The sequence below is a fragment of the Lactococcus sp. FSL W8-0209 genome, from assembly GCF_038006585.1.
GTDB classification, from domain to species: Bacteria; Bacillota; Bacilli; order Lactobacillales; family Streptococcaceae; genus Lactococcus; species Lactococcus lactis.
In genome coordinates, this window is record NZ_JBBOVN010000001.1 from 1,369,549 (window position 1) to 1,391,937 (window position 22,389).

Annotated in this window: 21 protein-coding genes; all 21 read left to right on the forward strand. The window is 33.8% G+C overall.

Annotated features, from left to right (window positions below):
* Positions 1-139 precede the first annotated feature (139 nt).
* The 21 genes from clpX to MKX45_RS06915 all read left to right on the forward strand — a co-directional run bounded on the left by clpX (position 140) and on the right by MKX45_RS06915 (position 21,919).
* Positions 140-1,375 (forward strand): ATP-dependent Clp protease ATP-binding subunit ClpX, encoded by a 1,236-nt coding sequence (gene clpX / locus MKX45_RS06815; RefSeq protein ID WP_057720252.1) that lies wholly within the window; start codon positions 140-142, stop codon positions 1,373-1,375.
* On the forward strand, positions 1,372-1,959 hold the full coding sequence (gene yihA / locus MKX45_RS06820; protein ID WP_010905788.1) for a ribosome biogenesis GTP-binding protein YihA/YsxC: 588 nt from the start codon (positions 1,372-1,374) through the stop codon (positions 1,957-1,959). Before clpX ends, yihA begins: the two co-directional genes overlap by 4 nt.
* A 53-nt stretch (positions 1,960-2,012) precedes the next feature.
* On the forward strand, positions 2,013-2,363 hold the full coding sequence (gene folB / locus MKX45_RS06825) for a dihydroneopterin aldolase (protein ID WP_057720251.1): 351 nt from the start codon (positions 2,013-2,015) through the stop codon (positions 2,361-2,363).
* A gap of 79 nt (positions 2,364-2,442) precedes the next feature.
* Positions 2,443-3,492 (forward strand): GTP cyclohydrolase I FolE, encoded by a 1,050-nt coding sequence (folE, locus tag MKX45_RS06830; RefSeq protein WP_057720250.1) that lies wholly within the window; start codon positions 2,443-2,445, stop codon positions 3,490-3,492.
* Entirely contained in the window at positions 3,489-4,562 is a 1,074-nt protein-coding gene (folP, locus tag MKX45_RS06835; RefSeq protein ID WP_057720249.1) for a dihydropteroate synthase, read from the forward strand. The genes folE and folP overlap by 4 nt, the downstream gene beginning before the upstream one ends.
* 2 nt (positions 4,563-4,564) lie before the next feature.
* Positions 4,565-5,062 (forward strand): NUDIX domain-containing protein, encoded by a 498-nt coding sequence (locus tag MKX45_RS06840; RefSeq protein ID WP_021721819.1) that lies wholly within the window; start codon positions 4,565-4,567, stop codon positions 5,060-5,062.
* 18 nt (positions 5,063-5,080) lie between these two features.
* On the forward strand, positions 5,081-6,364 hold the full coding sequence (locus MKX45_RS06845) for a bifunctional folylpolyglutamate synthase/dihydrofolate synthase (RefSeq protein ID WP_340816938.1): 1,284 nt from the start codon (positions 5,081-5,083) through the stop codon (positions 6,362-6,364).
* Positions 6,365-6,490: 126 nt separating this feature from the next.
* Positions 6,491-7,132 (forward strand): deoxynucleoside kinase, encoded by a 642-nt coding sequence (locus MKX45_RS06850; RefSeq protein ID WP_057720247.1) that lies wholly within the window; start codon positions 6,491-6,493, stop codon positions 7,130-7,132.
* A 176-nt stretch (positions 7,133-7,308) separates the two neighbouring features.
* Positions 7,309-8,595 (forward strand): homoserine dehydrogenase, encoded by a 1,287-nt coding sequence (locus MKX45_RS06855; protein ID WP_057720246.1) that lies wholly within the window; start codon positions 7,309-7,311, stop codon positions 8,593-8,595.
* Between the two features lie 4 nt (positions 8,596-8,599).
* Positions 8,600-9,490, forward strand: a complete 891-nt coding sequence (gene thrB, locus MKX45_RS06860) for a homoserine kinase (RefSeq protein ID WP_128267745.1) — start codon at positions 8,600-8,602, stop codon at positions 9,488-9,490.
* Positions 9,491-9,743: 253 nt separating this feature from the next.
* On the forward strand, positions 9,744-10,343 hold the full coding sequence (niaX, locus tag MKX45_RS06865) for a niacin ECF transporter S component NiaX (protein ID WP_003132120.1): 600 nt from the start codon (positions 9,744-9,746) through the stop codon (positions 10,341-10,343).
* Between the two features lie 42 nt (positions 10,344-10,385).
* Positions 10,386-11,285 carry a UDP-N-acetylmuramate dehydrogenase gene (murB, locus tag MKX45_RS06870; protein ID WP_015426357.1) on the forward strand — a complete coding sequence of 300 codons (900 nt, stop codon included), beginning with the start codon at positions 10,386-10,388 and terminating at the stop codon, positions 11,283-11,285.
* A gap of 631 nt (positions 11,286-11,916) precedes the next feature.
* The gene (locus MKX45_RS06875; RefSeq protein WP_003132123.1) at positions 11,917-13,203 is read left to right on the forward strand and encodes an ABC transporter ATP-binding protein; all 1,287 of its coding nucleotides are present in this window, start codon (positions 11,917-11,919) and stop codon (positions 13,201-13,203) included.
* Positions 13,200-13,988 carry an ABC transporter permease gene (locus tag MKX45_RS06880; protein WP_012897758.1) on the forward strand — a complete coding sequence of 263 codons (789 nt, stop codon included), beginning with the start codon at positions 13,200-13,202 and terminating at the stop codon, positions 13,986-13,988. The genes MKX45_RS06875 and MKX45_RS06880 overlap by 4 nt, the downstream gene beginning before the upstream one ends.
* Before the next feature lies 1 nt (position 13,989).
* Positions 13,990-14,790: an ABC transporter permease gene (locus MKX45_RS06885; protein WP_029343880.1), complete on the forward strand. Its 801-nt coding sequence runs from the start codon at positions 13,990-13,992 to the stop codon at positions 14,788-14,790.
* 47 nt (positions 14,791-14,837) lie between these two features.
* Positions 14,838-15,905, forward strand: coding sequence for an ABC transporter substrate-binding protein (locus tag MKX45_RS06890; RefSeq protein ID WP_057720244.1), 1,068 nt, complete (start codon positions 14,838-14,840; stop codon positions 15,903-15,905).
* A 374-nt stretch (positions 15,906-16,279) separates the two neighbouring features.
* The gene (locus tag MKX45_RS06895; RefSeq protein WP_340816939.1) at positions 16,280-17,140 is read left to right on the forward strand and encodes an Rgg/GadR/MutR family transcriptional regulator; all 861 of its coding nucleotides are present in this window, start codon (positions 16,280-16,282) and stop codon (positions 17,138-17,140) included.
* A gap of 98 nt (positions 17,141-17,238) precedes the next feature.
* A complete protein-coding gene (locus MKX45_RS06900) occupies positions 17,239-19,497 on the forward strand; it encodes a B12-binding domain-containing radical SAM protein (protein WP_057720242.1) in 2,259 nt (752 codons plus the stop codon).
* Between the two features lie 233 nt (positions 19,498-19,730).
* Positions 19,731-20,981 carry an MFS transporter gene (locus MKX45_RS06905; RefSeq protein WP_240664855.1) on the forward strand — a complete coding sequence of 417 codons (1,251 nt, stop codon included), beginning with the start codon at positions 19,731-19,733 and terminating at the stop codon, positions 20,979-20,981.
* A gap of 22 nt (positions 20,982-21,003) precedes the next feature.
* Positions 21,004-21,393 (forward strand): DUF4430 domain-containing protein, encoded by a 390-nt coding sequence (locus tag MKX45_RS06910; RefSeq protein WP_015426365.1) that lies wholly within the window; start codon positions 21,004-21,006, stop codon positions 21,391-21,393.
* Positions 21,356-21,919 carry a hypothetical protein gene (locus tag MKX45_RS06915; protein ID WP_015426366.1) on the forward strand — a complete coding sequence of 188 codons (564 nt, stop codon included), beginning with the start codon at positions 21,356-21,358 and terminating at the stop codon, positions 21,917-21,919. The genes MKX45_RS06910 and MKX45_RS06915 overlap by 38 nt, the downstream gene beginning before the upstream one ends.
* Positions 21,920-22,389 lie beyond the last annotated feature (470 nt).

Sequence of the window (22,389 nt, forward strand, 5' to 3'; positions counted from 1 at the left end):
TTACTCAATGCTTTTACGAACCTCGTAAATACAATTCACGCTTTTTCTGGAACTTTATTTTAAAAAATAGAAAAAGTGCCTTTTAAGTAAGCCAATAATACTTACTTTTTATGTTAGTGAAATCAGGAATAAAATAACTATGTCAAATACACAAAATCCAAATATACATTGTTCTTTCTGTGGAAAGAGTCAAGATGATGTAAAAAAAATGATTGCCGGTTCAGACGTTTATATTTGTAATGAATGTATTGAACTTTCAACTCGAATCTTAGAAGAAGAATTAAGAGAAGAACAAGATTCAGAAATGCTTGAAGTTAAAACACCTAAAGAAATGTTTGACCATTTAAATGAATATGTGATAGGTCAAGAAAAAGCAAAACGTGCACTTGCAGTTGCTGTTTATAATCATTACAAACGAATTAATTTTACAGCAAGTAAAATTGCTGAAGATATTGAACTACAAAAATCAAACATTCTATTAATCGGACCTACCGGTTCTGGTAAGACTTTTCTCGCTCAAACTTTAGCGAAATCACTCAATGTTCCGTTTGCGATTGCAGATGCGACAAGTTTAACTGAAGCTGGTTATGTTGGAGAAGACGTTGAAAATATTCTCTTAAAACTTTTACAAGCGAGTGATTTCAATATTGAACGTGCAGAACGCGGAATTATCTATATCGATGAAATTGATAAAATAGCTAAAAAATCTGAAAATGTATCAATTACTCGTGACGTTTCTGGGGAAGGTGTTCAACAAGCCCTTTTGAAAATTATTGAAGGGACAGTAGCTAGTGTTCCACCACAAGGTGGACGTAAACACCCTAATCAAGAAATGATTCAAATTGATACCAAAAATATCTTATTTATCGTTGGTGGAGCTTTTGACGGGATTGAAGAAATTGTCAAACAACGTTTAGGTGAAAAAATTATTGGTTTTGGTGCCAATAATAAAAAATTAAATGACGATGATTCTTATATGCAAGAAATTATTGCCGAGGACATTCAAAAATTCGGATTAATCCCTGAATTTATTGGTCGTCTGCCAATTGTTGCTGCTTTGGAACGTTTGACCGAAGAGGATTTGATTCAAATTTTGACAGAACCTAAAAATGCTTTGATTAAACAATATAAACAACTCCTTTTATTTGATAATGTTGAACTTGAATTTGAAGATGAAGCCCTCATGGCAATTGCTAGAAAAGCAATTGAGCGCAAAACAGGAGCGCGTGGACTTCGTTCGATTATTGAAGAAGTAATGATGGATATCATGTTTGAAGTTCCAAGTCATGAAGAAATTACAAAAGTTATTATTAATGAAGCAGTTGTTGACGGAAAAGCTGAGCCACAAATGATTCGAGAGACCAAGAAAAAATGACCATAAATACAAATAATCTGACAATAACAATTTCAGCAGCATCAAAAAAACAATATCCAGAAAATGATTGGCCAGAAATTGCCTTAGCTGGGCGTTCAAATGTCGGTAAATCAAGTTTTATTAATACTTTACTTAATCGTAAAAACTTTGCCAGAACTTCTGGTCAACCTGGTAAAACACAGTTGCTCAATTTTTATAATATTGATGATCAACTTCATTTCGTTGACGTACCTGGTTACGGCTACGCTCGTGTTTCTAAAAAGGAACGCGAAAAATGGGGTAAAATGATTGAGGAATATTTGACAACAAGAGAAAATTTAAAAGCAGTTGTCAGCTTAGTTGATATTCGTCATGAACCCTCAGAAGATGATTTGATGATGTATGAGTTTTTGAAATACTACCATATTCCAGTGATTTTAGTTGCGACTAAAGCCGATAAAGTTCCACGTGGTAAGTGGAATAAACATGAATCTATTATCAAAAAAGCAATGAAATTTGATAGTACAGATGATTTTATTATCTTTTCTTCTACCGATAAGACAGGATTTGAAGAAGCTTGGGAAGCGATTTTAAGATATCTCTGAAAATAGTGCTATGAAGAGATTCATAGCCTTTTCTACACTTAAAAAGAGGAAATATGTACAAAATAAAACTTAATAATATAAAATTTAGGGCACATATTGGTGTTCTGCCAGAAGAAAAAGTTCTCGGACAAAATCTCGAAATTGATTTAATCGTGGAAACACATTTTGATTTTTCAGGAAAAGACGAATTAGATGAAACTTTGTCTTATGTTGATTTCTATGAGGCAACAAAAGCAGTTGTAGAATCTTCAAAAGCTGATTTAATTGAACATGTTGCCTTTGAAATTATTCAAGCAGTAAAGGCTACTTCAGAGCGTATATCAACGGTTGAAGTCCATCTTAGAAAATTAGCCGTACCGATTGAAGGAATTTTTGATTCAGCTGAAATTGAGATGAGAGGCTAAAGCTGGTTTTTAAGATAAATATTTTAAAGAGATAGAAGACAAACAAAATCATAAAAGATTATGTCTAAATGGAGGACTTATGCAAACAACTTACTTAAGCATGGGAAGTAATATTGGTGACCGTCAGTATTATTTACATGAAGCCATTCGTTTATTGGGAAAACACCCTAAAATTATGATTGAAAAAGTATCAAATTTTTATGAAAGTACTCCAGTCGGCGGCGTCAAACAAGATGATTTTACTAATTTGGCATTAAAGGTGGCAACGCTACTTGAACCTTTGGAATTATTATCTTTTATTCATGAAGTTGAGTTATCTTTGAACCGTGAGCGGAAAATTCATTGGGGGCCAAGAACAATAGATATTGATATTATTTTCTATGGTGACCTAGAAATGCAAGAAGAAAACTTGGTTATTCCACATAAAGAAGCTTTTAATCGTCTTTTTGTCTTGAAACCTATTTTTGAACTTATTGATAAAGACTTTAAATATTATGCGACAATTGAAAAAGCAATAGCTGAACTTTCAGTAAGTGAACAAGAGCTCCATGTGATAAAAGAAGAAAAAACACCAAGAAATCGTATTGAAGATGCCGTTAAAGAGATTCTCTTTGCAGTAGGTGAAAATCCAAATCGAGAAGGATTACTTGAAACTCCAGCGAGAGTAGCTAAAATGTATGAAGAAATTCTTTCGTCACAACGTCTAAGCAAGTTTAATGAGTATAAACTTTTTGAAATTGATTCTTCTAAAACGGATTCAATCGTGTTGATTAAAGATATTCCTTTTTATTCAATGTGTGAGCATCATATGTTACCATTTTTTGGGAAAGCTCATGTTGCCTATATTCCAGCTGATGGAAAAATTATTGGCTTGTCAAAAATTCCCCGTTTAGTTGATTATGTTTCGCGCAAACTCTCGGTTCAAGAAAATATCACTCATGATATTGGAGATATTTTGACTGATATTTTGAATCCTAAAGGAGTGGCAGTTCTTGTTGAAGGACGTCATATGTGCGTTGAAATGCGTGGAGTAAAAAAAGTAAATTCTATTACTAAAACTTCTTATTTTTTAGGTGAATTTAAAGAAAATAACGAAAAAAGAATGGAATTTTTAGAAAGTCTTTTATGAAAATCTTAGAACTTAATCAAGAATCTTTTTCTCTTAAAAATATTATCCTAAAATTTGATGAGTTAAATCACAATGAAATGATTTCTCTTCAAAAAAAACTTTATCGAAATGGTAGTTTGACAAGACTGACTCCAGACTCCTTGTTAGTAGTTTTAACAATTGATGACTTAGCAAAATTGATTAATCTTTTTGAAAATGATGAAGATAAAAAAATGCTTGAAGTGATTTATAAACGTCATCAAATCATTTGGTCAGGTAAAAATTTCAATTTTGATTTAACTAGAAAGTCAATTGTCTATTCAATCGTCAATGTTACACCAGACTCTTTTTATGATGGAAATCCAGATAATTTAAACCTCTCTCATATTTTAAAAAGAGTAGAAGCTGATTTAGAAAATGGAGCTTCTGTTCTTGAGCTGGGAGGGAAATCATCGAAACCAGGATATGACGATATTAGCCCAGAAGAGGAATGGAACAGACTGAAAGAACCTATTCTTGAGTTGAAAAAAAACTTTCCTAAAGCGATTTTTGCTGTCGATACGGATGAAGCTTATGTCATGGAACGAGTTTTAGACGCTGGGGTTGATATTATTAACGATATTGATGGTTTTGATACAAATGACAAATTAAAAGTGGTAGAAAAGTATCAACCGGCTTTAGTTGCTATGAATAATGGGCGAGCTGGTTTTAGTTATGCTGATAATGTTTATGAAGAACTTCCATTATTTTTTGAAAATAAAAAAGAAGAGTTACTTCAACTTGGTTTAAAAGCTGAACAAATCGTTATTGATCCTGGAGTTGGTTTTTTTAATGGAGATTCAGGTTCAGATAGTCTTGAGCGGGTTAAAGCAACTGAAATTTTAAGCAGAATAGGTTTACCTCTTATGATTGCAATCTCTCGTAAGTCATTTATGGGAAAACTCTTCAATGCCCAAGGAGATGAGCGGCTTTTTTCAAGCCTTGTCCTAGAAGCGCAAATGGTTGCTGACGGGGGACGGATTTTGCGTGTTCATGATGTTAAGGAGACTAAACGTTTACTCGATGCAATTGAAATTTATAAGGAATTTTAAAAATGAATGAAGACTTAATTGCTGAAATTCAAGCTTTATCTGCTATTGGAAGTGAAGAAAAATTTTCCGAGATTATTCGATTATTGAAAAATTCGACTTTAGAGCTTCGGGGGAAAAAGAATCCAGATTTACAATTGTCAGCAAGTGCATTAGTTTTTAAAAAACATAAACTATTTTTTATTGAACACCCTTATCAAAAGGAGCTTTTGCTTCCAGCAGGTCATGTTGAACTAGGAGAAAAGCCATTGGAAACTGCGATTCGTGAGTTCCATGAAGAAACAGGTTTTTCAGCGTCAGAATCAGGCAAGTTGGTAGATGTTAACTTGATTAATATTCCTTACAACAAAATTAAGAATGAGAAAGAACATCAACACATTGATTTTCGTTTTCTATTGGAACTAAAAGAAAAAGAAGCAGACCTTGCTGAATTGCCTTTTTTCCTTCTTGATAGAACTGAAGCTCCTGATGAATTTAAAAAATATTATCAATACAAAAGATAAAGTAGAAAAGGTCACAAAATGTCTATAGAAGAAGCATTGGAATGGATACATTCACGTTTAAAATTTAATATTCGCCCAGGCCTAAGTCGTGTTTCGGCCCTTTTAGAATTGCTTGGTCATCCAGAAGAGTCTTTGTCAATGATTCACGTTGCTGGAACAAATGGAAAAGGCTCCACAGTCGCTTTCACACGCTCAATCTTTATGCAGGCAGGTCTGAAGGTTGCTTCTTTCACAAGTCCTTTCATCACCACTTTTGGTGAGCGGATGTCGATTAATGCACTACCGATTGCTGATGATAAATTAATTTATTATGTAGAAATGATCCAACCACTTGTTGCAGAACTTGATAAAGATGCTGAACTGACTGGAATTACGGAATTTGAAATTATCACGGCAATGGCTTTTAAATATTTTGCTGATGAGCAGGTTGATTTAGCGGTTATTGAAGTTGGTTTAGGTGGACTTCTTGATTCAACAAATGTGATTAAACCTGTTGTTTCTGGAATCACAACAATCGGTTTAGATCATATTGATATTCTTGGTTCGACGATTGAAGAAATCGCAGCTCAAAAGGCTGGAATTATTAAACCAGGAATTCCAGTAGTTGTTGGAAATATTGAATTAAAAGCACTTCGGGTTATATGGGAAGTGGCTAGAAAAAATACAGCGCGTGTTTATCAATTTCCATATGATTATCGTACGGAAGTGGAAGAACACGAACATTTTAATTTCTTTTCTGGTCAAGAAGCAATATTGGATATTGAAAAATCTTTAGTTGGCTTACATCAAATAGAAAATGCTGGTATGGCTATTGAACTTTCTCTGGTTTATGCAAGTAAGGTTGGGATTGAATTGACTGAGGATGTGATTCGTTCTGGAATTCGTGAGGCTTTTTGGCCAGCTCGTATGGAAAAATTGGGTGAAAAACTACTCATTTTACTGGATGGTGCTCATAATGTTCATGCGATGAATCGTTTGCTTGAAAACCTTAGCTCTGAGTTTCCAGATAAAAAGATTACAATCATTTTTTCAGCCATTACTACAAAAGATATTAGTCAAATGATAAAAATGCTTCAAACTGTGAAAAATTCACATTTGATTTTGACAACTTTTGATTATCCAAAAGCTTTGAATTTGGGAGATTTTCAAAACTTGGAAGAAGAAGGGGTTGAATTGGCTCCAAGTTGGGAATTAGCTTTAGTTCGTGCGCAAAAAAATTTAGCTGAAGATGATTTGTTATTAGTTACAGGCTCTCTCTATTTCTCATCTCAAGTTCGTGAGTTTTTGAAAAAAGAGAATTAATAACTAAAATAATTTTTTAGTTTTTAAAGTTAATAAATAGTTGTAAATTTAAAAAATTCGGCTATAATAAAATAGATTTATAAATTCATTTCTTTCTTTTGAAGAAATGACGAGGAGGAAAAGACAATTTTGATCGTATTAGCAGGTACAATTGGTGCAGGGAAGTCGAGTCTAGCAAAGGCTTTAGGAGAACATTTAAAAACGGATGTTTTTTATGAAGCGGTGGACAATAATCCTGTACTTGATCTTTATTATCAAGATCCTCAAAAGTATGCTTTCTTGCTACAAATCTATTTTTTGAATAAACGTTTTGAATCAATTAAAATGGCTTATCGTCAGGATAATAACGTGCTTGACCGTTCGATTTTTGAGGATGAACTTTTCCTAACTTTGAACTATAAAAATGGAAATGTAACAAAAACTGAATTGGAAATTTATCAAGAGTTATTAGCAAACATGTTAGAAGAACTTGATGGAATGCCCAAAAAACGTCCGGATTTATTGGTTTATATTGATGTCTCATTTGAAACAATGCTCTCAAGAATTGCACAACGGGGTCGTTCATTTGAACAAATTGAAAATCAAGAAGGACTAAAAGATTATTATGCTCAAGTGCATGATGAATATCCTGATTGGTATAAAAATTACAACATTTCGCCAAAATTGAGAATCGATGGTGATTCTATTGATTTTGTCAATAATCCTGAACATCTTGATGAAGTTTTGGGACAAATCGATAATGAGTTGAAAAAACTAGATTTGCTTTAAAAAATAGTGAAATTATTATTACTGACAAGGCTGTCAGTAATTTTTATTCTTTTAAATTTACTGAGCTTTCTGTCAGTAAATTTTTTTCGATAAAAATGGTATAATATTAAGAAATTGAGCGAAAGTTATTTTTTGAATTATCTTAAAATTTAATTTTTGTTTGAAAAGGAGAAGTGATGACAGTAAATATAGCAATATTGGGGTTTGGGACAGTTGGAACTGGGCTTCCAACTTTAATTTCTGAGAATAAAGAAAAACTATCGAAAATTTTAGATGAAGAAATCGTCATTTCAAAAGTTTTGATGAGAGATGAAAAAGCAATTGAAAAAGCTAGAGCACAGGGTTATCAATATGATTTTGTTCTAACTTTAGAAGAAATTTTAGCTGATTCTGAGATTTCAATTGTTGTTGAGTTGATGGGACGGATTGAACCGGCTAAGACCTACATTACGAAAGTGATTAAAGCGGGTAAAAATGTTGTCACAGCCAATAAGGATTTACTGGCTGTTCATGGAACTGAATTGCGTGCTTTGGCAGAGAAACATCATGTTGCTCTTTATTATGAAGCGGCTGTTGCTGGTGGGATTCCAATCTTAAGAACTTTAGCCAATTCATTTTCATCAGACAAAATCACACATCTTTTAGGAATTCTTAATGGAACAAGTAATTTTATGATGACGAAAATGTCAGAGGAGGCATGGACTTACGACCAATCTTTGGCCAAAGCTCAAGAACTTGGTTATGCTGAATCTGACCCAACAAATGATGTTGACGGAATTGATGCCAGTTATAAATTAGCGATTTTAAGTGAATTTGCTTTCGGAATGACGCTAAGTCCCGATCAAATTTCTAAATCTGGCCTCAGAACGATTCAAAAAACTGACGTTGAGATTGCTCAACAATTTGGCTATGTTTTAAAATTGACAGGTGAAATTAATGAGGTTGAATCAGGAATTTTCGCTGAGGTTAGCCCAACTTTTCTTCCAAAAAGTCATCCATTGGCTAGTGTCAATGGTGTTATGAATGCTGTTTTTATTGAATCAGAGGGAATTGGTGATTCAATGTTCTATGGGGCGGGAGCAGGTCAAAAGCCAACCGCTACGAGTGTTTTAGCTGATATTGTTCGAATTGTTAAACGGGTAAAAGATGGAACAATTGGGAAGTCATTTAATGAATACGCACGTCCAACGAGCTTAGCTAATCCTCATGATATTGTAAATAAATATTATTTTTCCGTTGAAACACCAGATTCAACTGGGCAATTATTGCGCTTGGTGGAGTTATTTACAAGCGAAGATGTCTCTTTTGAACAAGTTTTACAACAAAAAGGTGATGGACATCGCGCAGTTGTTGTGATTATCAGTCATCAGATTAACCGCGTTCAACTTTTGGCCATTCAAGATAAATTAAAAGAAGAAGTAGATTTTAAATTACTTAATTATTTTAAAGTTTTGGGGGACTAGGAAAATGAAAATTATTGTACCAGCGACATCAGCAAATTTAGGCGCAGGTTTTGATTCAATTGGTATTGCGGTCAACTTGTATTTGACAGTGGAAGTACTTGAAGAAAGTAATGATTGGAAAATTGACCATGATTTAGGAAATAATATTCCTACTGACGAAAAAAATTTATTACTGACCACGCTGTCAGCAGTTTTGAAAGCTAAAAATAGTAGTCTGTCAGTAAAATATCATTTGAAAATGACTTCGGAAGTTCCTTTAGCAAGAGGTTTGGGTTCATCAAGTTCAGTCATTATTGCTGGGATTGAATTGGCTAATCAACTAGCAAAGCTAAATTTGACAACGGAAGAAAAACTTGAACTTGCTTGTGAAATTGAAGGACACCCTGATAATGTTGCACCAGCACTTTTAGGAAATTTAGTTATAGCAAGTACTGTTGCTGACAAAACGAATTATGTTAGCTCAGACTTTCCTTCATGTAAACTTCTAGCTTTTGTTCCAGACTATGAGTTAAAAACTGTTGAAAGTCGAAAAGTTTTACCTAAGGAATTGGCTTACAAAGAGGCCGTTGCTGCCAGCTCTATTGCAAATGTACTGACAGCCAGTCTTTTGACAAAAAATTTAAAAGTTGCTGGGCAAATGATAGAGTCTGACCGTTTTCATGAAAATTATCGCGCTTCTTTAGTTCCTGAACTGAAAATTTTGCGAGAAATTGGTCATGAATTTGGTGCTTATGGAACTTATTTATCTGGGGCGGGGCCAACAGTAATCCTCCTTTTACCCGATGATAAGCTGAATTTACTGACAGAAAAAATTAATGAGCAAAATTTATCTGGTCAACTTTATTCCTTGGAAGTTGACAGTAATGGATTACAAGTAGAAGAATCTGTATTATAAATACAGATTTTTTTCTTGATTATTTTACATATAAAATGATATAATCATTAAAGCAAAAAAGAATGTAAAGTAGTTCACTAACTTTCATTTTATTTGTCAGAACAAGGTTTTTGATTGATCATTTTTTTAAAATTAAAAGTAATGAATAATTAAATTTCTTTTATTGACAGGAAATGTGATTTAAATGAAAAACCATTATTGCCCTACTGTCCGCTTTTTTAAAGCAAGAGTTTAAAAAGAAAAGGAAACTCAAATGGCTCAAACAAAAAAGGCAAAAGTCAGAAATCTGATTATTGCTGCGATGCTAACTGCACTTGGAATTCTAATTCCAATGATTATGCCGGCTAAAATTATTATTGGTCCTGCATCATTCACGCTTGCCTCACATGTTCCTGTAATGGCTGCCATGTTTTTCAGTCCATTAATGACCGCTTTTGTTGCTCTAGGAACTACCCTAGGATTTATGATTAGTATTCCGGTACCAACTATCTGGTTGCGTGCCCTTATGCATCTCCCTGTAATGACAGTGGGTGCTTATGTCCTAAAGAAACATCCTGAACTTGTTCATCAAAAAGTTAAAATCCAAATTTTTAATTTTATTCTCGGTATTTTTCATGCTGGTTTGGAAACTTTAGTAGTTTATGTTTTTTATTCTTTAGGATTTGCAAATATTGATCAAGCTGCTCTACTTAATCTTCTATTATTGATTGGTTTTGGTGGTCTTGTTCACAGTATGATTGATTTCAATTTAGCGCTTGGTTTGTGCAATGTTTTGAGCAAAGCCTTCCCGATTGATATCTTCGATAAAGCTAAAGGTTTCTTGAATAAAAAGAAAGTTAAAGCCGAAATTTAAGACAAAATTGTCATCTTTAATAGAAAATGATAAAATAAGGATATGATAAAAGAAACTGACCTTGAAAATATCCCAGATTTGCTGGTTAAATTTAATGAACCATTATCAAAATATACTTATACAAAAGTAGGTGGACCAGCAGATATCTTAGCTTTTCCAGCTACAATTGAAGCACTGACAGAATTATTAGTCAAAGCAAAATCAACTGACACAGCAGTTACTGTGCTTGGGAATGCTTCAAATCTGATTGTGCGTGATGGTGGAATTCGTGGCCTTGTGATTTTACTTGAAAAATTAGAATCAGTAAAAGTAGCTGGCTATACGATTGAAGCTCAAGCTGGTGCAAAATTAAAAGAAGTAACACAAGTGGCACAAGCGAATTCACTGACAGGTTTTGAATTTGCCTGCGGAATTCCAGGTTCAATTGGCGGTGCTGTTTTCATGAATGCTGGAGCTTATGGTGGCGAAATTTCTCAAGTTTTGGTAAGTTGCAAAGTTATGGATACTGACGGAAACGTTTCGGTTCTGACCGCAAGTGAAATGCAATTTGGCTACCGTCATTCTGTCATTCGTGACAAAAATTTGGTTGTTTTGTCAGCAAAATTTGAACTCCAAGCAGGTGATCCGACTCAAATTCAAAATGAAATGAATCGACTCAATTTCCTGCGCGAAAGTAAGCAACCCTTGGAATATCCAAGTTGCGGTTCAGTTTTCAAACGCCCAGTCGGTCATTTTGCGGGACAACTAATCCAAGAAGCTAATCTGCAAGGTGTACGCATTGGCGGTGTTGAAGTTAGCAAAAAACATGCAGGTTTCATGGTAAATGTTGCAAATGGTAATGCGACAGATTACGAAAAACTTATCGCACATGTTATTGATAAAGTGAAAGAAAACTCAGGGGTTACTCTTGAACCAGAAGTTAGAATAATCGGTGAAAAATAAGACAGGATTTTCCTGTCTTTTTCAAATTTCAACTTGATAAATCATCTAATTTAAGCTATAATTAATGATGTTCTGTGCATATACAGAAGATTTGACCGCTCAATTTTACTGATGAATAAGCCGTCAGCAAATTAGACCTTTCTATCTGCCAATTTAATGGTTGAATTCTGGATTTAATTTACTGATAGAAATTTCAGCAAAGCTGAAACTTCCCTTATCCACCGATTCAATGACTTCCTTTGGTCGCATTGAACTGACGAAACTAAAAATTTCTCAAAAATACTTTTCGTCAGTAAAATATTGACGATTTGTCAGTAAAAATTGAGCCAAGGCCAGACGGACAGCCGGGTCAAAAGCCGAAATTGGCGACTTTCGTTGCCTTATTGATTAACTCTTTTTAGGAGTTATGGGGAATATAAAAGCCCCACCCAAGAAAAACACGCTTTGGCGCATCAATAAGAGTATTAAAAGTTCTTCTGCTGTATAGACTCTGCACTAGATTTTTCTGTTTGTCCTTTTGGAATCAGAAAACTTAAATTGATGATGAAACCAAGCGTTGGCTTGGTTTTTTATATTACTTACAAGCAATTTTACGGCTTATCACATCTTTATATTCAAAGGAATTAAAAAAATGTCAAAAACAATTATCGAATTTAAAAATGTCAGTAAAACTTATGCTGACACTGATACAACCGTTCTTAAAGATATTTCATTTGAACTAGAAGAGGGAAAATTTTATACTCTTTTGGGCGCGTCAGGTTCAGGAAAATCAACAATTTTAAATATTATTGCTGGGCTTCTTGATGCAACCGATGGTGATGTTATTCTTGATAATAAAAGAATTAATGACTTACCCGCAAATAAACGAAATGTTCATACTATTTTTCAATCCTATGCTCTTTTTCCAAATATGAACGTTTTTGATAACGTCGCTTTCGCTCTTAAAATTAAAGGGGTAGATAAAAAGGAAATTGCCAAGCGTGTCTCTGAGAGTTTAAAACTCGTGCGCTTAGATGGCTTTGAAAAGCGTTCAATTACTAAATTATCAGGAGGGCAAAAACAAAGGGTAGCTATTGCCCGTGCCATAATTGATCGCCCTAAAGTTCTCTTACTTGATGAATCTCTTTCAGCACTTGATATGAAACTCAGAAAAGATATGCAATATGAATTAAGAGAGTTACAACAAAGTCTTGGAATTACATTTATCTTTGTTACGCATGACCAAGAAGAAGCGCTAGCGATGTCTGATTGGGTCTTCATCATGAATGAAGGCGAAATTGTGCAATCAGGGACTCCAACTGATATTTATGATGAACCAATTAATCATTTTGTTGCTGATTTCATTGGAGAATCAAACATTCTAAACGGAAGAATGATTGAAGACTACCTCGTTGAATTTAATGGTCAGAAATTTGAAGCTGTCGATGGTGGGATGCGTAAAAATGAACCAATTGAGGTTGTTATTCGCCCTGAAGATATCTGGTTTACACTTCCTGACGAAGGCAAATTCAATGTAAAAGTAGATACTCAACTCTTTCGTGGCGTCCATTATGAAATTGTAGCCTACGATGAATTTAATAACGAATGGCTCATTCATTCAACACATAAAGCCATTGTTGGAGAAACAGTTGGACTCGATTTTGACCCAGAAGCCATTCACATCATGCGTCTTAATGAAACCGAAGAAGAATTTGATGCACGTATTGAAGAATATGTTGAAGAAGAAGAAACGGTCGGTTTAGCTAATGCTGTCGAAGAAGAAAATGCCGAAGAAGAAGCTGCCATTCAAGAAGCCGTTAAAGAAGCGCTTGAAAACACGATGGAATTGACAGAACTTGCTGAAACAGTGAATGAAATTTTACAAAAGCAAGAGAATGAACCTGAGTCAGAAAATAAAGAAAGTGGGGCCAATAAGTGACCAAAAGAATTTATTCTGTTCCCTATTTTCTCTGGATTCTTTTCTTTGTTATCGTCCCTTTGGCCATGCTTTTATGGCAATCATTTTTTGATTTAAATGGTCACTTTACCCTTAACAATTATATCCTCTATTTTTCTAGCGGAACTTACCTCTTAATGACATGGAACTCTATTCTCTACGCACTGATTATTACTGTAGCAACCCTTGTCATCTCCTACCCCGTAGCTTATGTTTTGACCAAACTAAAAATGAAACAATTTTGGCTCATGCTCATTATTTTACCGACTTGGGTTAACTTGTTACTCAAAGCTTATGCCTTTATTGGAATTTTTGGTAAATATGGTTCAGTTAATAACTTTTTACAGTTTTTGGGAATTGGACGGACACAGATTTTATTTACTGACCTAAGTTTTATTTTGGTCGCATCATATATTTCCATTCCCTTTATGGTTTTACCAATTTTTAATGCTTTAAATGATTTAGATGATAATTTGGTAAATGCGAGTGCCGATTTAGGCGCCTCACGTTTCCAAACTTTTACTCAAGTGATTTGGCCACTCTCACTAAACGGTGTCAGAGCTGGAGTGCAGGCTGTCTTTATTCCTAGTTTGTCACTCTTCATGCTGACGCGTTTAATCGGTGGGAATAAAGTCATCACACTCGGTACGGCCGTTGAAGAACACTTCCTAACGACACAAAACTGGGGAATGGGTTCAACCATTGCTGTTGTCTTAGTTGTAGCCATGTTGATTGTCATGAGAATGACGAAAGAAAGGAGAGATTGATTTGCAAAAGAAAAATTCGCTTGGTAAAGTTTACCTCACCTTTGTCCTCATCCTTTTATATGCACCTATTTTTTACCTTATTTTTTACTCATTCAACTCAGGAAGTGATATGAGTAAATTTACAGGTTTCACATTAGATAATTTCAAAACGTTATTTGCTGACAGTCGTCTAATTCTGATTGTTGTTCAGACTTTCTTTCTCGCCTTTTTAAGCTCACTGATTGCTACAGTTATTGGAACAATTGGTGCTTTGAACCTTGTTAAATTCAAGAGAAGACGTCGTGAAACTTTACTGGGCTTAAATAATGTCTTAATGGTTTCCCCAGACGTTGTCATCGGAGCTTCCTTCCTGATTTTATTTACAATTGTTGGAATGAAACTTGGTTTTATGTCTGTTTTACTCAGTCATATTGCCTTCTCTATCCCTATTGTTGTTCTGATGGTAATGCCGCTTTATCAAGAAATGGATAGTTCACTCATTGATGCCGCAAATGATTTAGGGGCAAATTCAAGCCAAATAATGCGTGAAATTACCCTGCCCTATTTAACACCGGGAATTATTGCTGGTTTCTTTATGGCATTTACTTATTCTTTAGATGATTTTGCTGTCACTTTCTTTGTCACAGGAAATGATTTCACAACCCTATCAGTTGAAATCTATTCCAGAGCTCGCGCTGGAATTTCTTTAGAAATTAATGCCCTTTCTACCCTTGTATTTCTCTTTTCAATTCTATTAGTTATAGGCTATTATTATATTATGAGAGATTCAGAAACTGTTGGAAAATCTTCAAATCTGACTTAAAACTATTTTACTGATACTTTGTAGCTCAAAGTATAGAAAGGAGAAACTTGAAAAAATTATTATACTTCTTTGTAGGAATTTTGATTATTACTGCCTCGTTAGGACTGATTACTAATAGAATGAAAGCTGCTGATGGAGTCAAAACTCAAAATAATAGCCTGACCATTTTTAACTGGGGAGAGTATATCGACCCAGACCTGATTAGTAAATTTCAAAAAGAAACAGGTTATAAAGTAAACTATATGACCTTTGATTCCAATGAAGCCATGTATTCAAAAGTCAAACAAGGAGGAACAGCTTATGACCTGATTGTTCCTTCTGATTACATGATTGAAAAAATGGCCAAAGAAAATTTGCTCATTAAGCTAGACCATAGTAAAATTAAAGGTTTAAAAGATGATGACCCTAAACTCCTCAATCCGGCTTTTGACCAAGGAAATCAATATTCTGTTCCATACTTTTGGGGAACATTAGGGATTGTTTATAATTCAAAAACAGTAACAAGGCCACCAAAAACGTGGAATGATATCTGGTCACCAACTTACAAAAACTCAATTTTACTGACAGATAGTGTGCGTGACGTTATGGCAATGGTCCTTAGTAAACATGGATATTCATTAAATACAACCAACCAAAAAGAGCTAGATATAGCCTATCAAGATCTTCTAAAACTTACGCCAAATGTAAAAGCAATTCTGGGTGATGAAATCATGAATTACATGATTAATAATGAAACACCTTTGGCCGTTGTTTATAGCGGACAAGCAGCAGAGATGACCTCTGAAAATAAAAATTTGAAATACGTTATCCCCGAGCGAACAAACATTTGGTATGACAATTTAGCCATTCCAAAAACAGCTAAAAACGTCAAAGCAGCTTACGCATTTATCAATTTCATGCAAGAACCCAAAAATGCAGCCCAAAATGCGCAGTGGATTGGTTATGCAACCCCAAATTTGAAAGCCAAAGCCCTCTTACCCAAAGAAATTCGAGATAATAAATCCTTTTATCCAGATGAAGCAACCATCAAAGACGATGAAGCCTACAAAAACCTTAATCCATATTGGACTGGAATTTATAATGATTTATATTTAGAATTTAAGATGAATAAATAAAAAGTGATATTTAGAGTGATTTAGTCTAATTTGAAGAAAAATGCTTGGACGTAAATAAACAACGAGTATATATAAATAAGAAATAATTTAAATTTGAATGGGTACAGTGGTACAAGAATTTGAGCGCATATAATTGTCTCAGAAAATACAACAGCATACGCAACAAAGCAAGCGAGAAGTTTCACAATGCATTATGACTAAATCCAGCTAATCGTTTGGAACCACACATTGGGACTGCAAAGGATGAAGACTAGCGTAAAAATGGAGTATAAGCTCCATTTTTTTGTTCCATAATATCACTCTGAGCACATACCTCATACCTTACAGAGATTTTTGGTATAATTTGTTTGAATATATGAGAAAGCGAAAAAATAATGGGAAATAAAACTGGCAAGATATTTTCGATTCTTAGAGAGGCGAAGCACTTAACACTTAGAGAAGTGACAGCAAATGAATTCTCTTTGGCTCAGGAATCAAAGTTTGAACGTGGAGAAACCTCACTCACGATTGATAAATTTTTACTTTTGCTCGAAAACACTCAACTCTCGTTAGATGAATTTCAAGATTTTTATGATAATTATTCCTTGTCTGAAGACTATACTTTTCATGATGAGCTTCGAGAAGCCCATCGTATCAAAGACTTGAATCAAATCAAAAAATGGTTGCATTATTGGAAAGAGAAATCAGAAAAAAATTCGGATAAAAAATATTTCAAATTAAATTACATTGTATCTAAGGTATCACTCGCTTCTACTGCTGGTGGGAACCCCACCAAAGATGATATTGATGTTTTGATGAGTTATTTGGATTTAGTAGAACAGTGGGGGAGGTATGAAATTTGGGTGTTCAGTGTTTGTCAGCATTATCTTGACGATAATATGTTGGATTATTATGGTACAGAAATATTTGATAAGTCAAGTTACTATAAAAATGTTCACCAGAACCAACAAATGGTCATTCGGACAATGTTGAATCTTGCAGACACCTGGCTTAATCGAAAAAAATTAGAGAAGGCATTGGTTTGTCTTAATCGTGTTAAGACAATCGGAATACCGATTGAGTTTTTTGAAGAAGCCATTACATTAAGATATTTGGAAGGACATTATCTCCATCTATTGGAGGACCCAAAAGGGAAACTAATGATGCAAGATTGTGCTAAAGACATCGAAAAATATGGATATACTCAAGCAGCTCAGGAGCTTTATGAAGAGATTTACGATTTAGGAGAATTGTAATGTTTTCATATATTTAAAAGTTTAAAAAATATTTAAGATAAAATGATAAAATCTCGATAACTTAGTTTAGTTATTGAGATTTTATTTTAGGAGTACTCATGATGAAGTCAATGTTAATTTTTCCGCCAGGTTGGGATCCACGGGGGCCCTATTTATCTTTGCCTGTATTAAAAGCCTATCTTCAACAAAATAATCAAGAGGTTTTAATTCGTGATGAAAATGTTGAATTTTATGACTTTTTCTTCTCAGAACAGTTTTTCAAGCGGATGAGTAGAGAAACTTCAACTCTAAAAAAGAGTATTTATTTCAATTCAACATTACATATCCAAGAAGCAAAAGATATAATACGCTCAAAAGATTCAAAGTCTTGGCAAAGAAAGTTTGCTTGGAATGTTTTATCCAATTTGAATTATCTTGCAGGAAAAGTTTATAAAGGATTCGAAATCGATTTTAACAGCATGCATTTCAAATATTCGCACGATTCCACTTCAGAGATAATGAAAGCATTATCAGATAGAGCAGCCAATCCACTCATTGAATATTTTGAAAAGGATTGTTCAACCATTGAAGAAATTAAAAATAAAGAGATTGAATATATTGGTTTCTCTGTCACAGGAAATACCCAACTCATTCCAACTTTAACAATGTGTAAGGCAATTAAAGAATTATGTCCAAGCGTAAAACACATCCAGTTAGGCGGTAATTTTATTACTCGTATTTCATCACTTATTGGTAATCTACATCCTTTTTGGAACTACATTGACTCTATGCTTCTTTATGATGGTGAAGAAAACTTATCATCTTTTTTACAGCAGTTGGAAAACAATAAAGATTACTCAAACATTCCTAATCTATATTATTTGGATGATCATAGAAATTTGAAACGAAATGAGATCGTAGAGTCTAAAACAATAAATAGCTTACCGCCAGATTTTGATGGATTTGATATTTCCAAATACTTCACAGATAATCTATGGATTCCCATTTATACCTCAAGAGCTTGCGTAAATAAGTGTACCTTCTGTACAATTCCTAACGCTTCAGGGGGGAAATTTAGACATATGCCTGCTAAAAAAGTCGTAGAAAACATGGAAGTTGTGAAGGAAAAATACGGCATTTCTCATTTTTCATTTGTAGATGAAACATTTCTTGTGCCTAAAATGAAGCAAATTGCAAAGTTACTGATTGACAATGAGCAGAAAGACATTTCATGGTATTGCGAAACCCGCTTTTCAAAGTTGCTTACCGCAGATACGACACAAATCTTGAGAAAAGGGGGATGTTCTAATATTCAATTTGGGCTTGAATCTTATAATCAAAGGGTACTGGACCTGATGGATAAAAATATTGATATTGCTTGGATTGAACCCAATATTATAAATTGTTTTGAAGCAGGAATTTCGGTTCACCTCTTTTTTATGACAGGATTTCCGACAGAAACCTTAGAAGAAGCAAAGAATACCTATCATTTTGCAAATGAAATGATTTTGAAATCCAAAAAGGATTATGGCCTTCCTTATTCTACAAAGGGATTTGGCACGTTTGGACTTGAAGTGGGCGCAGGCGTTTATGAGAAACCCGAAGTATTTAATATTGAAATTTTAGAACCAGCTGATGATGAAGATTTAAGGCTCTCTCGGGATTATAATATTCACGAAGGCTTGACATCAGATGAGGCCAAACAACTTGTGAGCACGATGCGTAGCTCTAAAATTTCTCTGCAAACCTCTTTTGATGCTCAACAATTTGATATTGAATTCCCTAAGTCTATTCTCCCATCAGAAATTGATTTAATCAACGAACGTGAAAAAAGGGCAGCAGAACGTTCTTATAAGGTTTATGGATTCTGTTTTGAGAATGAAAGTCTTAAAATAAATCGCTATGTTAGCTTGATTATAGATGAAGAAACGCAGATGACTCTTTTGTATAATGTTAAGCATGGAATATTTCTTTCTTATCCTACTTCAGATTTGCAGATAGGAAATGCTAAGATTACCTTTGCTTTAGATAATATTAAATCAGATTTAGCCTATTATGATTTTTTGGAACTTGAAAATTCACAAGAAAAATATTCTACTATGGATGAAATTTTTGAAGGAAAATATAAATTATGCCTGAACGATTATTTTTTTGAGCACTATAATTCAACGGATTTGTTGATATACAACAAGATGTTTAAGGAAGTGATACAGACTAATGTTTTGGGGCATGAGTTATTAAAATACTTCACGATTTCGCATAAGATTCAGGACTGGTTTACTGAGATAACACGCTCGGGCTTAAATTTACCTGTTGAAAAGTTAGAAAAACTGATCGTGGACGCTTTGGAATCAAAGGTATTGAAAGTCATGATATGAGGTTTATGTATAAATCCTCACCGGAGAAAAAATACAAATTTTAATAAAGGAGAGCGAAAAATGGATTTCGAAAAAATTAAATCACTTGCTGAAGTGATGGAAGTACAATCCACAAAATATTCTGCTCAAGCAGTAGATTCTGAGATGAACACAAAGTATTGCTAATCTTTTGATAAGGGGAAAGTGATAGACTTTCTCTTTTTCTGGTCTTATTCATATTTTAAGGAGTTGTCTTGTCTAAAATTAAATATTTGTTTATTTCTCGCTGCTTATCTGAGTTTGCAGGAGCAATCTTACCCGTAGTATTCCCGTTATTCATTTTGAAAACAACCCATTCTTTAAGTCTTTCGGGTTTATTTTTTACGATTACAATGTTACCGAGTGTTTTGCTTACTCCAGCTATGGGAGTGTGGATTGAAAAATATGAAAAGAAGAAAGTAACATTCTTTTCAGTTTTGACCCTTGCAATCTTATGTAGTATTGAGTCTATGCTCTTAAAGTTTGGGCGTTATGACTTTATTTATCTTGTTTGTTTTGCAATCTTAGTTGCAATTTTTTCTATGATGCTTGATTTATCTTCAAAAGTTCTATTTACTGAACTTGTTGATGAATCAGAATTAGAAAAATATAATGGTATTAAAAGTATCTTAGATAACCTTTCTGTTTTCGGTGCACCGATGCTTGGAACCTTGGTGTATGGAGTGTTCGGTTTCTCAAGTGTTATTTTAATTTTAGCTATACTTTATGTTTTGGCAGCTGTGGTCATTGCGTTTATTCCATTGGAAAGTAAGAACGGAGGAAATGATCAAATTGTTGAAGAAAGTTTTGTCCAAAAATTTAGGATAGGCCTTCATTTTATTCGGACAGAAAAAGCGATATTAAAATATTTTTTGCTCATTATGGCACTTAACTTTTTTGTTGCTTCATCAGAAGAAGTGACGAACCCAGGGATTGCCATTCAAAAATATCATCTTCCAACTTCTATTTTTGGACTGGTGTCAATTGCCTTTTCAATAGGTGTAATATTATCAGGGATTTTCATTGCTAAAAACTCAAAAATTGAGTTCAAAAAGCATATTTCCAAACTCTTCGTGCTAAACAGTTTGGTCATGGTTTTAATTGGATTTTCATCAGTTTTTTTAATCTCTTTTAATGCTTTTGTTTTCTTTGGACTAATGCTTTTCTTTGAAGTGTTACTTGGGTTTATTACAATTTTAGTGAATGTACCAATGACGTCTTTTTTTCAGAGCCAAGTTCCTTTAAATATTCAAAGTCGATTTTTTGCTCTCCTTTCTTTTTCTGCAAATTTGATCGTCCCTCTTGGAATCCTGTACACAGGATTTTTAGCATCAGCTATTGGAGCCGATGTCACATATATCATCAATAATATTTTAGTTATAGTTATTGTATGTTTTGCATTTTGGAAAGAAATAGGAAGAGGCTTTCGTGCATTTCTGTTGAAAAAATGGAAAATGTCGAAATGATTGATAGGACAGAAGAGACCGTATGAAAAAAATAGTTAAAAATCTCCAAGTGATAGTCGCTCTAGTTTTTGCATTGGTGATGTTATCAGCTTGTTTCACCTCAAAGAGTGAACTACCAAGAAATACGTCAAATGCACACTCAAATAAAGAGAACACAGTTACTGTAATAATTGAGGGAAAATCAAAGCGTTATCAAGTAAAAAAAGGCACTACCTTACTTTCATTTGCAATCTCTCAGTTGAATGCAAAAGAGGACGAGGGCTTTATTACCTCTGTCGGTAATTTAAGGCAGAATACAAAAGAATCAATTTATTTAATGTTTGATATAAATGGAAAAAGATCAGTGATTGGCGCGGGGGGCGTTAAAATAATAAATGGTGAAAAAATCAGATTTTATTTGGAAAAATACTAAATTGACAGTTCGTAAGCTTACGCTAATTGCGATGACAATAGCACTGTGCTCCGTAATTCGTTTTCCATTTTCATATCTGCCAAATATTACTCCTTTAACAACAATCTACTTACTCATTTGTTTAAATATTGGATTGAGCGAAGCAATTATTATTGCTGACATGACGATTATAGCAACATCCGTTTATCTAGGAATGGGCTACTGGGTAGTCGGTCAGTTACTAGCATATTCTCTAATAATTTTTTTATATTGGCTGGTTATAAAAATTGATATTATGAAGTTTTTAATTATGCAAGCAATATTATGCCTTATACTGGGGTTAATTTATGGAATTGTAATCTCAATGTTTGAGGTTTTTGTTTTACAAATTTCATCATTTGAAATTTATTATATTGCTGGTCTTCCCTTTGACTTGATGCATGGATTAGGGAATTTTCTATTTATGATATTGGTATTTAGACCAGCTCGAATTCTCAAGCGGCAATTCAATAGCTTAACAAGGTTTTACAACGATGATTCTGTTTGAAATTTGGTGTTACGTACCTTTTCTTGTATTATTTTTTATGTAAAATAAAACCTCAAAACTGAGTTGTCAGAGAATAAAGACAGCAAAGTAAACACTCGTTATTTGGGGTTTAATTTATAGAGATAATAAAAGCACTTAATAAGTACATTTTCCTATTTAAAAGATATATAATTTATTCTTTATTATTGACATACGGCTAACATTATCTTTGTGAATGTTGGGTGAAATGAGACAAACGGCTCTACTGAGCTCTAAAGAGCAGTTGTTAACTCGGTTAAGTTGAGTAAAATGGCAAGAAATTTTTATCTTGAAAATCAAACACAATGGCTCAAAATCCATTTAATAGTGGGACTTGGGTGGCAAAATCAACTATCACTAAAACGGATTCAATGAGACAATAATTTTCGAAAACGAACGATATTGTTTCATAATTAATTGCAGAACATGCAAATTTAACGAATCCGGTAGAA